The organism is Pedobacter zeaxanthinifaciens, assembly GCF_003313335.1.
In the GTDB taxonomy this organism is placed as follows: Bacteria; Bacteroidota; Bacteroidia; order Sphingobacteriales; family Sphingobacteriaceae; genus Pedobacter; species Pedobacter zeaxanthinifaciens.
This window is the reverse complement of sequence record NZ_QMHP01000001.1, coordinates 572,879-586,706: the sequence shown is the minus strand read 5'-3', so window position 1 is coordinate 586,706 and position 13,828 is coordinate 572,879. Positions and strand designations below refer to the sequence as shown.

The following is a 13,828-nucleotide window of genomic DNA, read 5'->3' as shown; positions in this document are numbered from 1 at the left end:
CGTGATGAAAAAAATTATAGCAGCGTTAGCAATCACAGCAAGTTTAGTGTCGTGTACAAAAGATTTTAAGGAATTGAACACCAGTAAAGATGGCGCAAGATATACCACGCCTGAAACTTTATTGGGTCCGGCAGTACATGATGTAATTAAGAAAAACCTGAACAGATGTTTACGGTTAACACATGAGTTGATGCAGGTTCACGTTACGCTGAGCGATGGCGATGAAATTCACCGTTATGTGATTAGACCACAAGAATCTGATTATATGTGGAACAACTGGTATTTACAGTTAACGAACATAAAAGATATTTATAAAGGTGGTGATGCAATCAATAACAAAGCCTTTATGGGCATATCCTTGGTGTTGGATACTTGGGTATCATCCTTATTAACTGATGTTTATGGTGATGTTCCCTATTTTGATGCTAATAAAGGCAGGGAATACGTGCTTCAACCAAAGTTTGATAAGCAAAAAGATATCTATCAAGATTTATTTAAAAAGTTAGAGGAAGCCAATGAATTATTGAGGACAGCAAGCACAACAGATGTGGAGGCTAAGATGGATCCGATTTTTGCTGGTGATATTACCAAATGGAGAAAGTTTTGCAACAGCCTTTACTTGCGATTGTTGCTTCGAGTATCTGGCACTGGCGAGTTGGGAGCAAGAGAGAAGATCCTGGATATCGTGGAAACGCGAAAATCCAACTACCCAATATTTACGAGCAATAACGACTCCGCTATACTCAAATTCCAAGGTACTGATCCTTATTTATCGGAATTTGCTGAATACCGTGACATCGATTTTCAGGTGAGCAGTAGCTATTCTGAATTCTTCATCAATAACCTAAATGATTGGGGCGATCCGCGTAGAGATAAGTGGGCATCAAAAAAGGATAACGCTTTTATTGGCATTCCTAGTGGTTATCCTGTTGGTCAGGTGCCAGCACCACAGTCGCAATATTTGGCTGCATTAAGAAGCGAACCGCTTTTGGGCAATATCATTAATTATCCGGAGTTACAGTTCATTTTAGCCGAGTGCGCTGTAAAAGGCTACATTCCGGGTGATGCCAAGACTTACTATGAAACTGGCGTTGCGGCGGCCTTAGGCATGTGGGGTTTTACCGTACCTACGGGATATTTAACTGATACTAGTGCCCAATGGTATGAAAATGACAATGCCAGTCAAAAGCTGCATCAAATTATGCTGCAGAAGTATTACACTTTGTTTTTTACTGATTTCCAGTCGTGGATAGAACACCGTAGAACAGGTTTTCCAACGCTGCCTAAAGGTGTTGGTTTACAAAACGATGGGATCATGCCAACTCGTCTTAAATATCCGGTAAATGTACAACGTGTAAACCAGCAAAACTATTTGGCCGCTGTGGCTAATATGGGTGGCGATGATTTAAAAACTAAGGTTTGGTGGAATAAATAGAATTTAAAATGAAAACAATTAATAAAGTACTTTTTACTTCTTTACTCGGCTTAGCTTTTTTAAGTTCCTGTAAAAAGAACCACTACGAGTCGGAAGGCGAAATTAGCCCTATAATTTATATGAGTTTCGTTAAGGCGTTGCATAATGGCGATGATGTAGTGTTAGCGAAAGAAAAATTGATGGGAGCAACGCAAATTGCTGGTGTGGTGATTTCTGATAGAACTAGTGGAAATTTTGATAACAATGAACTTGTGGTACAAAATACTGCCAGAGGCAAAGTTTCGGGTTTAATTTTCAAGTTTACAGATAACAATACCAATATCAACTATGGTGATTCAGTTAAAATAGAAATTGAAAACTGCGTATTGGGACGTGAAAATGGAGCAATGAAAGTTAAAGGTCCTAACTTGAATTTTGCCAAGGTCACTAAGGTGGCTTCAAATAAAGAGGTAACACCCCGTTTGGTATCGTTAACACAACTGTATAGCGAATTTCTGAACTATGAAAACACATTAGTGCAAGTGTTAAATGTTGCGTTTCCTGATTTGGTAGGCGGAGAAACTTACGCCGGAGAAGTGAAAATGGGCGAGGAGAGTAACGTATTTATCTATTTAAGTACTAAAACTACTGCCAGTTTCGCACAAAAATCTCTACCACTTTTAGCTTCTTTTAAAGGGATTCCAACTTATTATAACGCCAACTCAAACTACTATAACACCGCTAAGTTGCAGTTTAAAATGCCTAATGAGCGTGGTGCTTTTAACGAAACAGGCGCTGCTTATGCAAATTTTCCTGAAGATTTCGAGTTAGCACCAGCTACATCGAAGGCAAGTTACTTAATGCCTGCAATCAACGATGTGGCAACGTTTAAAACTGGGGCGTGGCGGATTTACCAGGGGATCATCAGCAATGTAGTTAATGTAGATAAATACAATCCATCAGGCAAGCAAGCAATTAGGATGAAAGACCAGCTTTCTGAAGATGCATTTTTGGAAATGAGGTTCGATTTGCTTTCAGGTGCCTCCAAAGTAACTTTCTCTTATGGAGTGCCAAACGTAGGGTCAATTACGGCAAGTACTTTCGATTTAGAATATTCACAAAACGAGGGTTTAACCTGGGTAAAAGTTGGCCAAAGCGTAACCAATGCAGGTAAGGATGCTCAAGAAGCAGTTTTCAATGTCAACGTTTCAGGTAAAGTGCGTTTTAGAATTAGAAAGTTAGGACTTGGATTAAATACCTCAACGGTAAGTAACGGACTGCTTAACATAGATGACTTCAAAGTGTTCCAAAATGTGAATTAAATGAAGTCCTACAGAAATTGGTGGATAATCCTACCAATTTCTGTAGGACTTATCCAACAATTTTAACGACACGGAAAAAATAAGAAATGAAAAAGATATTATTACTTTTTTTAACGATTTCGGTACTTTTTACAGCATGTAAAGACGATACTGACGATTTCACTGCCACCAACCCATCTATTACTCAAATAGTGCCTTCAATGGCGCTAGCTAATCAAACAGTGAAATTGAGGGGTAAAAGATTCGCGGCCGATGCTGCAGCAAATATTGTAAAGTTTGCCGGTGTTAAGGCCGAAGTGATTAGTGCATCAGACACTTTACTTACGGTGAAAGTGCCAGCAGAAGGTAGTACAGGTAATGTAACCATCACCGTAAATGACCGCACATCAAAAGGTCCAGTATTCACCTACGGCGCTGTACAAACGGAGTTCGACTACCTTACATCAACCTTTGCAGGTTCGGGTACTGTTGGCGATACTTTTGGTTCGCTAACTGATGCACAATTTATGTTACCCAATGGTGTTGCTATTGACCCAACAACTGGCGATTTAATTGTAACGGATAGAACGGCGCAATCCATCAAACGTATATCTAAAGACGGTATTGTAAGCAAAATTGCTGGAACAGGTGTAAGGAGTTCCGTAAATGGCTCGCTAGCAGTAGCTACTTTCAATAATCCATACAAATCTGCAGTAGATAAAAATGGCAATATTTACGTAGCAGATAACGGCGCTAACTTGGTTAGAAAGATAGATTTAAGCACTAACACAGTTTCTACGTTAGCAGGTGGTGGCTCAACTGGAGCATTTTTAGATGGACAGGGAACTGCGGCCCGCTTTAACACCATTACAGGTATCGCGGTAGATGATGACGGCTTTGTTTACGTAGCCGATGCGGTTAATCACGCAGTTAGAAAAATTTCGCCTACAGGCATGGTAACTACTTTGGCAGGCAACGGCACTGCAGGTATTACTGATGGCGACTGGCCAAATGTGAGAATGAACCGCCCAACAGCTGTTTGCATTGGTGCAGATGGCTTTTTGTACGCTGCTGATAGATATGGACAACGAATTAGAAAAATTAACAGGCACACTGGGAGAACTATCACTATAGCTGGCTCAGGTGGTAGTTCGTCTACTACCGGTGGTCAGGTTGATGGCGAGGCGCTAAAAGCCAGGTTCAATAATCCTTGGGGTATTGATGTCGCTAGTGATGGCACCATCTACGTGTCTGAACTCGGTGGTACTGGTTCAGCAACACATACCATCAGAATGATTAAAAATGGTATTGTAAGTACTATTGCCGGTAATGCAAGCTTCAATGCGCCTGGTTTTGTAAATGGTTTGCAAGGCGTTTCGAGGTTTAATAATCCAACTGATGTTGCTGTAGATAATGATGGCAATATTTATGTAGGTGACATGAACAACTATGTCATTAGAAAGATTGTGAAAGTACCCAAGCCTTAACCCAAAAACTTCAACTTATTTGGACTATTCAAAACCTAGCTGCTTTGGATAGTCCTTAAATCAATCTATTTGTCTCACGTAATACTACAAACTAGGATTTCATAAATCGCTAAGGAATTATAGCATCCTATAAATTAAAACAAACAAAGTATATGAAAAAACTTTTACTAAAGTTTAACAGATTGTTGCTTTTTACCATGCTCACGCTCTTTGGTATCAAAGGTATGGCGCAGGTAAACATCTCTTTTCCAGAGGCGGTATTTACTGATGTAGCAACCATTGCTAAAGGCGGTTCATCGCCAACAATTATGAATAAATTAATTGCTTTGGTAGATAACACGCCAGCTGGCCAAAGTATCCATATGTCTATTTATATGATTACCTATCAGCCTTTAATGGATGCTTTAAAAAATGCTGAAACTAGGGGTGTAAATTTGCACATCATTGTTGATATGAGTAGGTCAGATCCGCAAACAACAAATGCAAGTTCGCTGCCCTGGCTACAAAACAATCTCACTAATTCAGAAATTGTAGTTACCACTAACGACGTAAGCTCTAATGCGATCAATCACCACAAGCATGTGTTATTTTCTGGGATAACTACAACAGCAGGACTGGTTACTAACGTTACCTTCCAAACTTCACATAATTTCACCACTTCTGATATGAGTAAAGTTCAGGATGCGCTTATTTTTAATGAAGCTGATGTTTACCAAGCTTTTTTAAGTAACTGGAATGTGATGAAACAGTATGCAGCATCGGGAATGCGTTTGAATTTCACTTATACCGCATTTGATTTTCCTTCAATTAATACCAAATTGGCATTTTTCCCTCGAATTGTTGGCGGCGTACATGATGGTAGTGATAATATTTTAGAAAGTTTAAATGCGCTTACGGATGTTGCCAACGCTAAAATTAGAGTAGCCATGTCCGACTGGACTGACTCTCGTCCGGCTATTGTGGATAAATTAATTGCGTTACGTAATCAAGGTGCCACCATTGAGGTATTTGCTAAAGACGCTGCAGGCACACAAACTAAAGCTAAGCTTAACCAATTGAAAGCTTTAGGTGCAACAGTTCGTATTTTTAATCTATCCACTGATGGTCAGGCCGTGTTTAACATTCACGCAAAAATGATGCTCATAGAAGGTACTTGGAACGGGCAATCGAATGCGAAAATTATCCTTACGGGAACACATAACTATACCGATGGAGCCTTAAAAACCAACAATGAAGTTTTAGTTACGCTAATCAATTCGTCGCTATTTAATGCTTATAGTACATATTTCAATTCAATAAAAGAGGCATTGCCTACGTTGCAACTATTAGCATGGAATTTTAATACGCTCAACACTAGCGGTTCAGAAATAAATTTACTATCTACTCAAACTACTGGAGGCCTATTTAATTCGAACTTATTAAGAGGTACGGGTTTTAAGGGCAATGGCTTATCGAAAGGAATGGGTGGTGTAAAAGATCAGGCCAAAAATTTGACAATGAGTGTTACTAGAGCAGATGCCATAGCAAATGAAGATTATTTTGAGTTTAACATTAGCCCAAAGCCTAGTAAAAAAATAGCTTTATCCAATTTGGAATATGTAGTTAGAAGATCATCCACTGCCGCTCCAAAAACGGGAGCATGGATGTATGTAGTGGAAGATAACGGCGTTAAAGGCCCATTACAAACGATTAGCACAGCAGATATTACCTTTACGAATGGACCAACCCTAAGCGCAGGTTTTCAACAAACACCTGTAGATTTATCTCAAATTCAAGACTTACAGAACCTTGGCGCTGGAAAAAAAGTTTACCTCAGGTTATACTTTTGGGGTGCTACTACGTTAACTTCTACTTTTGGATTGGGGCCATACTCGGTTAACAATGGTAACAGTGTAGTTTTAAATGGAGATGTATTGGCTGATGAAGCAAGCAATGAAAAAGTATTATTGGGTTGGGAGTTTGCAACTTCTAACAACGGTGGTAATGCAGCGGGCAACGAGCTAAGCTATGAGGCTAGCACTGCCACTGGCGTAGAAAGCACATCAATAACTAGGGGAGCAGGTTTGAAAGAGTATGAGTTGGTGAGAGGTTTTTCTTCTATCCCGCAAGTGCTTACACCGGATAAACAAGCAGCTATTGATGGCGAAAGTTACCTGGAATTTAAAATGAAACCTAAAGCTAACTATACCTTAGCTTTAACTAATTTGTATGCTAAAATGAGGAGAAGTTCTAACGGAGGAGCAAAATCTTCATTCAGATGGATGTACAGTTTAGATGGTACTAATTTTATACCATTAGGTACTACTGATGATGAATTCGTAAACAATTATACCGAGGGATTGGATCAGCCTAGTATCAGCTTAGCTAATGTTGTTGCATTGCAGCAGTTGCAAAACAATCAAGAGGTTACTTTCAGGCTATATGTTTGGGGTTTCACCGCTGGTGTAGGTACAGGTACATTTGCCATTGGCAGATCTAAAAATGGTTTTGATGATGCGCTATTCATCACAGGAACTGCAACATACATAGCCCCGCTGCCGGTACGTTTAACCAAATTCGAAGCTAAAAAAAGTTATCATTCGGTGCTGCTTAGCTGGTCAACTGCTACCGAAAAAGACAATTCGCATTTTGAAGTTCTCAGGTCCGCTGATGGAAAAAACTGGAATGCCATAGCTCGTATTAATGGAGTGGGAAATAGCAATAAGTTAAATCACTATAATGCAGTAGACAAAATGCCGCTCGCTGGGACTAACTTTTATCAGCTTAAACAAGTAGATTTTAACGGCGATAACGAACTTTCGGAGATAAAAGCGATTGATTTTAAGCTAGGAGAATCCACAACACTTTCGGCTAACTACAGTTCTTCTGTTTTAACTGTAAATGTTCATACCACAGTCAAAGGAAATGCAAATTTCACGCTGTCTGATATTGGGGGAAAGAAAATAATTTCTCGACAATATACACTGGTAAATGGCAATAATACGGTCTCAATTCCGGCTAATTTACAAAATGGTGTATACGTTTTGATGATGAATAATGGGCTTGCAAAAGAAGCTATTAAAGTGCTAGTGCGAAATTAAAAAAATTGAAATAACTAGTTAACGATGTTAACACGTTCTCAAGCAGAAGACTACCCTTGTATGAAGGGTAGCTCTTTTCAATTTTACAGAATTAGTTTTAAGTAATGAGTATCTTAATCTCAGATAAATAAACAATAACATGAGGATTATTAAAAGCGGGCTACTAATTTGTTTTACTGCATTAGCTTTAGGTTGTGCAACAAAAAAAAACCTATCGAGTTCAAACACAGCAGAACTTTTGGACCAAAAGGATTGGAAAATTGATACGCTTAGGAAGGATGTAATTTGGTATCGTTTCAATTCGGCAACAGATTCGGAATTTGCTAATCAAAACGTAAACGTAGTAAGCTTTGATCCTAAGGCTAAGCTAGGCAGAGCAGTGCTGGCTTACAACAAAGAGAAAGATTCGCTTTCCGATTTTGCTGGTAAAATTTCTGGTGCTATTGCGGGCATTAATGCTACTTACTTTATTGAGAAGAAAGACTCAGCTGATTACATGCATTTGCGTTTAAAGGGAGTGGATATCCAGCAGGTGAAGGTGCCTAAAACTAGTATTTACTGGTGGAAACATCAGGGAATGATGACTTTTAATAACGAAGGAACTCAATTTGATATACAATTTTCTCCAACTGATTTTGCAAAGGTGAAGTCGGACAATATTATCACTGGAGCGCCCATGCTAATCGATAATTATAAACCTGTTGGTTTAACATTTGCAGATACCACAGGGTTGAAATTGGATCTCAAAAAACTTCATTACGAGCATTATCTTAAACATCAAGGTGTACGCCATCCACGTACTGCCATTGCCATTACTGCAAATGGAAAGTTGCTCCTTATTACAGTTGACGGAAGAAATGCTGTGGCTAAGGGAATGTCAGCCAAGGAATTGACGAGTTTCTTGGTACGCTACTTTAATCCAAAATCTGCAATGAATATTGACGGTGGTGGCTCAACAATGATGTGGATAAAAGGTCAGGTGCCAAATGGTATTGTGAATTATCCAACAGATAATAAGAAATTTGATCACTACGGGCAGCGCAAAGTAGAAACAGCTTTATTTATTAAATAGATCGCCAAGCAACACATGTTTAAACTTCGAAAGTTAATATTAATAACATTCACAGCCTTTCTAATTGTAACCTCTGCTCAGGCGCAACGTTATAAGATAGGCATTTCTATAGGTGCTAACTCGTTAACTAAAAAGAAACTAAAGCAAATAAGTGATGCTGGTATAGATTGTGTTGAAACTGGCCTTACGCCCTACATCAATAAAGACTCATTGACATTCATTTTGGACGATGCCGAAATGATGAAAAAAATGCGTGAGCTAAAGCAGTCAGCTACTGAAATGGGCGTAGAAATTTGGTCAATTCATATGCCTTACGGTAAAGAGATAGACATTTCTTTTGTTGATGAAACTCGCCGACAAAAGGTAATTGCTTTTCATCAACAAGTGCTGAAGTATGTAGCAGTATTAAAACCGAAGATCATTTTATTTCATCCTAGCTATTATTTATCACTGAATCAAAGGGATATACATATTCGGCAACTGATCAAATCGGTAGAAGAATTGAATAAAAATGTGAAAACGATGAAAGCGACGATGGTTATAGAAAATATGCTAGGTCCGGCACTTTTGGTAGCTAAAGGCAATCAGGAACGACCTTTAATGAGAACTGTGGAGGAGTGCTTGGCTATTTTTAAATTGTTACCTGATGATGTTTACGCTGCGGTGGATTTGAACCATATTGCCAACCCTGAAAAACTTCTACTGGCTTTAGGATCTAGGGTTAAAACGCTCCACGTTGCTGATGGCGATGGACAAGCTGAGAGACATTATTTTCCATGTGACGGTAAAGGACAAAACGATTGGAAAGCCATTTTCAACGCTTTAAAAACCATTCAGTACCAAGGGCCTTTTATGTATGAAAGTACCACGGCAAATTTAGAAGGGTATCTGGACTGCTATCGCGAATTACTTAAGTTGAGCAAGTAATCCTTATCAAATCCTATTAATGTAGGGTAATTGGCCAATTACACGTGGAAACACGTTTAGCTATCTCTTGTAATTTCTAAACCAGCTGTTTACCTTCATTTGAATTACGCCCAAAAATGCTTCTCTAAAAATGCGGGTACTCATTTTAGATGTACCTTCTGTTCTATCGGTAAAAATAATAGGTACTTCAACCACATTAAAACCAAATTTGATAGCTGTAAATTTCATTTCAATTTGAAACGCGTAACCAACAAACTTGATTTTGTGCATAGGGATGGTTTCCAAAACTTTACGACGATAGCATTTGAAACCAGCTGTAGCATCTTGGATGTTGATTCCGGTAATGATACGCACATACATTGACGCGAAGTACGACATCAATACACGTCCCATAGGCCAATTTACTACATTTACGCCTTTAACATATCGTGAGCCTATAGCTAAATCGGCACCATTCACACATGCATCTCGTAACCTCAGTAAATCTTCGGGATTGTGCGAAAAATCAGCATCCATTTCAAAAATGTACTCATATTTTCTATCCAAAGCCCATTTGAACCCATGGATATAGGCAGTTCCCAAACCTAATTTTCCGCTACGTTGCGCTAAATGTAATGCTGGAAATTCATCCTGCAACTGTTGTACAATTTGTGCAGTTCCATCCGGTGATCCGTCATCAATGATTAAAATCTCAAATAAATAAGGCAATGAAAAAACCTTGCGAATTATCTTTTCGATATTCTCTTTTTCATTGTAGGTAGGTATGATGACTAAGCTGTCTGACAATTAATGTTAGTTTTTAGATTAACGAATTACGATTTGCGAAAGTAATGAATTTAAGCTGATGTTTGAACTGAGGTAAGTCGTTAAATTTTGTTAAACTATCTGATATCTGCCATCCATTTTTTTAGCACGGGAACTAAGAAAAATATCAACACACCAATACCTGCGGAGTAGATGGATATTTGAAGCAGCACGTTGGCATAGTAGGGTAACGAAAGCACAGGGTTGTTTGCCTCCACAATATTTTTCGGGATGCTCATTAAGGCACCAATTTTCCCTGCTAAAAACTCGCCAATAGCGGTGTAGAAAAAGAAAATACCCATCATTAGCCCAACAATGTTTACTGGAGATAGCTTGGTAATCATTGAAAGTCCAACTGGTGAGATGCACATTTCTCCGCAAATGATAAAGAAATATCCTCCAACAAACGCCAACAGCGGAATGAGGCCGTGATCTAAACTTGCTTGGCAAGCGAGATAAAAGGTGAAAAATCCGATGGCCACGAAAATGAATGAAAATGCGAATTTGCCAGGTGTCGAAGGTTCCCATCCTCGCTTATTTAACCAAGGCCACAATGCAGCAAAAAACAAGCTTAACACTACTACCCAAGCTGGTGGTAAAAAGTTGTTTACTGATAGCGCAGGCAATTCCAACCCGAATACATGCATATCCACATTGCGCATAGCAAATAGATTCAGTGAACCTGCATTTTGCTCATAAAAAGCCCAAAAGAAGGTAGAAACTACAACCATAATAAGTGCCGAAAGTAACTTGAACTTCGCTATTTTTTCGAGCTTTGATGCTACATAAAGTACATAAGCAACAGAAATTACCGCCAATACCAGCATGATACTGTCTAGCGCCTCATAATAATTGAACAAAGTAACAATAACGGGCAATACCACTAAAGTTAGCAGGTAAATGAGATATTCAATTTTGATAAAACCAAGTACTTTTTCGTTAAGCTTATTGGTAAGTGGCAGCCCTTTTTCTTTCAATGAAGTTTTACCAATGATGAAAACAATTAAGCCAAGCACCATAAAAATTCCGGCTAGTCCGAAGCCGTAATGCCAGTTGATTTGTTGCCCCACGTAACCGCATAATAAACCGCCTAAGGCCGCACCAACGTTAATTCCCATGTAAAAAAGTGAAAATGCACTATCTTTCCGGGGGTCGTTATTTTCGTAAAGTGTACCAACTAAACTTGAAATATTAGGCTTAAAAAAGCCGTTACCACAAATAATGAACGCCATCCCGTAGAAAAAGCTCCAATCTTGAGGAATGGCCAGCACAATATGGCCAATAGCCATCATTATTCCTCCAAAAATAATTGCTCTTCTGTAGCCCAAAAATTTATCGGCCAACATGCCGCCAAACATAGGCATAGTGTATACCAAAGCAGAATATGCACCTAAAATGGCATAACCCTTGGGTTCATCGAAATTTAATTGCGTAACCATGTAGGCCAAAAGCAGGGCTTTCATGCCATAGAATGAGAAACGCTCCCACATTTCAGTGAAAAATAGGAGATAGAGCTGTTTTGGGTGCTTGGTATTCATTAGATTTTTAGTTGATTAGTTTTTGGTTTTTTGGATAGCACTTAAAATTTGACCTTCGACAAGAGCCAGACGGATAATTGACTAATTAACTAAGGAGCCAAACGCTCAATTTTCCAACTTCCGTTAACTAAAGTAAATTTTATTCTATCGTGTAAACGACTTGGTCGGCCTTGCCAAAACTCAATTGAAGTAGGTTTAACGATGTAACCGCCCCAATGTGCTGGCTTTGGTATTGGCTTTCCTTCGTATTGTTGCGTTAGCTCCTGTACTTTCAATTCTAAATTGTTTCTACTTTCAATTACCTGACTTTGGGGAGAGGCAATTGCGCCAATTTGGCTTCCAGTAGGTCGCGAATGAAAATACTGTTCAGAGGTTTCCTTATCTAATTTTTCAATTCTTCCCTCAATTCTCACTTGTCGCTCTAGTTCGGCCCAAAAAAATACTAAACAAGCATAGGGATTTTTTTTGATTTCTTTTCCTTTTTGGCTCAAGTAGTTAGTGTAAAAGCTAAAGCCTTCTTCATCAACACCCTTTAACAATACAATCCTAGCGTTTGGCCTGCCAGATTTGTCTGCCGTAGCTAAAGTCATCACATTAGGTTCGTATAACTGTGCACTCATTGCATCGGTAAACCATTTTTCAAACTGTGCTATCGGATTTTTAATAACATCCTGTTCATTTAATTCGGCTGATTTATATTCCTGCCTTAAATTCTGTATTGTTTCTTTGCTTAGCTTCATCAAGCAAAAATAAGCTAGTTAGGCTATACTTTTTAATATTAGCCTATTTTTTAAGATTTAAATGAGCATAATCATAAAATATATTTGTTATTTTGAACTATGTTAAGTTTGTTAAACCCTTCTGTAGGTAAGTTGATCATTTCGGAGCCCTTTTTGTCGGATCCAAATTTTAAGCGCTCAGTGGTTTTGCTTACTGAACATAATGAGCAAGGTACGGTAGGTTTTATACTAAACCAACCGAGTAATTTGGTAGTTAAGGATTTAATTCCCGATTTGTGGTTAGCTGATTTTCAGGTTTTTATTGGAGGTCCCGTAGAAGTGGATACCGTTCACTTTATCCATCGTTGTTACGACAAACTAAATAGCGGTGAGGAAATTGGCGACGGAATTTATTGGGGCGGAGATTTTGAAACTTTGAAACTCATGATCAACAATAATAGCATTAAAGAGGACGAAGTGAAATTCTTTTTAGGCTATTCAGGTTGGGGTTATCAGCAGTTGGAGAGTGAAGTGGCTGCTAACACTTGGATTGTCTCCGATCAATATCATCAAGAAACTGTTTTTTCTAATAATGAAGAAGAGCTTTGGAAAGAAGTGATCATTAACTTAGGACCGAAATATGCTCACGTAAGTAATTTTCCGATAGATCCTAGTTTGAATTAGTTTTTTTGGCTGTTTGGGAAGTCCGAAATACGGAAAAGTCCGATGTCCGAAGATATAGAGTTTCCAGAAAAAGGAGTTTGATTAAGTGGGGGAGTCCGAAAGTCGGGAAGTCCGAAGACTAGAAGTTCGCGAAACGTGGTTTATCACATCTAGCCTTAAATCCCATCACTTTCCGACTTGCGGACTAAAATCTTACGGACTTACAACATCTTTCCCACTTGCGGACTAGCAACTCTCTGACTTCTTAACTAACTTTCCATTTCAGCAGCAGTCTCTTCAACTTTTGCTCTTAATGTATCTTTATAAGTCTGCATTTTTTTAGCTAGTTCAGGCTTTGCCGTAGATAAAATTTGTACTGCCAATAAACCTGCGTTTTTTGCTGCATTTAAAGCCACCGTAGCAACGGGAATCCCATTTGGCATCTGAAGAATAGATAGGATACTGTCCCAACCATCAATGGAATTAGATGATTTCACAGGAACGCCAATCACAGGAACGGTGGTAATTGATGCTACCATGCCCGGTAAGTGCGCTGCGCCGCCTGCACCTGCGATAATCACTTTGATTCCGCGGCTAGCTGCTTCTTTAGCATAGCTGAACATCCTATCTGGTGTGCGGTGTGCTGAAACCACCGTAATTTCGAAATCTACACCGAATTCTTTGCAGATATCAGCTGCATCTTGCATAACAGGCAGGTCAGATTTGCTGCCCATGATAATACCAACTTTCATTTTTTTATTTAAGGTTTTCGTATTTAGGGGTTAGGTATTAGGTATTAGTGGTTAGGTATCAGTGGTTAGTG

The 13,828-nt window shown here is 38.9% G+C and carries 11 protein-coding genes; 7 read left to right on the top strand and 4 right to left on the bottom strand.

The features are described 5' to 3' along the window. Window positions 1–4: 4 nt before the first annotated feature. The 6 genes from DUT68_RS02510 (at window position 5) to DUT68_RS02485 (ending at window position 9,281) form a co-directional block, all read left to right on the top strand. A complete protein-coding gene (locus tag DUT68_RS02510; protein ID WP_113635408.1) occupies window positions 5–1,435 on the top strand; it encodes a SusD/RagB family nutrient-binding outer membrane lipoprotein in 1,431 nt (476 codons plus the stop codon). An 8-nt stretch (window positions 1,436–1,443) separates the two neighbouring features. Next, window positions 1,444–2,736, top strand: coding sequence for a DUF5689 domain-containing protein (locus DUT68_RS02505; protein WP_113635406.1), 1,293 nt, complete (start codon window positions 1,444–1,446; stop codon window positions 2,734–2,736). An 86-nt stretch (window positions 2,737–2,822) separates the two neighbouring features. Continuing rightward, window positions 2,823–4,202, top strand: a complete 1,380-nt coding sequence (locus tag DUT68_RS02500; protein ID WP_113635404.1) for an IPT/TIG domain-containing protein — start codon at window positions 2,823–2,825, stop codon at window positions 4,200–4,202. Between the two features lie 152 nt (window positions 4,203–4,354). Next, window positions 4,355–7,282: a phospholipase D-like domain-containing protein gene (locus DUT68_RS02495; protein WP_113635403.1), complete on the top strand. Its 2,928-nt coding sequence runs from the start codon at window positions 4,355–4,357 to the stop codon at window positions 7,280–7,282. Between the two features lie 139 nt (window positions 7,283–7,421). Next, a complete protein-coding gene (locus DUT68_RS02490; protein WP_113635401.1) occupies window positions 7,422–8,354 on the top strand; it encodes a phosphodiester glycosidase family protein in 933 nt (310 codons plus the stop codon). Between the two features lie 15 nt (window positions 8,355–8,369). Beyond that, entirely contained in the window at window positions 8,370–9,281 is a 912-nt protein-coding gene (locus DUT68_RS02485) for a sugar phosphate isomerase/epimerase family protein (RefSeq protein WP_113635399.1), read from the top strand. A 60-nt stretch (window positions 9,282–9,341) separates the two neighbouring features. Here the strand turns inward: DUT68_RS02485 and DUT68_RS02480 are convergent, their stop codons facing one another. The 3 genes from DUT68_RS02480 to pdxH all read right to left on the bottom strand — a co-directional run bounded on the left by DUT68_RS02480 (window position 9,342) and on the right by pdxH (window position 12,363). Next, window positions 9,342–10,067, bottom strand: coding sequence for a polyprenol monophosphomannose synthase (locus DUT68_RS02480; RefSeq protein ID WP_113635397.1), 726 nt, complete (start codon window positions 10,065–10,067; stop codon window positions 9,342–9,344). Window positions 10,068–10,162: 95 nt separating this feature from the next. Next, window positions 10,163–11,623 carry a peptide MFS transporter gene (locus DUT68_RS02475; RefSeq protein WP_113635395.1) on the bottom strand — a complete coding sequence of 487 codons (1,461 nt, stop codon included), beginning with the start codon at window positions 11,621–11,623 and terminating at the stop codon, window positions 10,163–10,165. 89 nt (window positions 11,624–11,712) lie between these two features. Then, a complete protein-coding gene (gene pdxH, locus DUT68_RS02470; protein WP_113635393.1) occupies window positions 11,713–12,363 on the bottom strand; it encodes a pyridoxamine 5'-phosphate oxidase in 651 nt (216 codons plus the stop codon). A 99-nt stretch (window positions 12,364–12,462) separates the two neighbouring features. Between pdxH and DUT68_RS02465 the strand changes: the two genes are divergently transcribed. Then, window positions 12,463–13,026 carry a YqgE/AlgH family protein gene (locus tag DUT68_RS02465; RefSeq protein ID WP_113635391.1) on the top strand — a complete coding sequence of 188 codons (564 nt, stop codon included), beginning with the start codon at window positions 12,463–12,465 and terminating at the stop codon, window positions 13,024–13,026. A 248-nt stretch (window positions 13,027–13,274) separates the two neighbouring features. Here DUT68_RS02465 and purE read toward each other — a convergent pair whose 3' ends face one another. Next, on the bottom strand, window positions 13,275–13,757 hold the full coding sequence (purE, locus tag DUT68_RS02460) for a 5-(carboxyamino)imidazole ribonucleotide mutase (protein WP_113635389.1): 483 nt from the start codon (window positions 13,755–13,757) through the stop codon (window positions 13,275–13,277). Window positions 13,758–13,828: the final 71 nt, after the last annotated feature.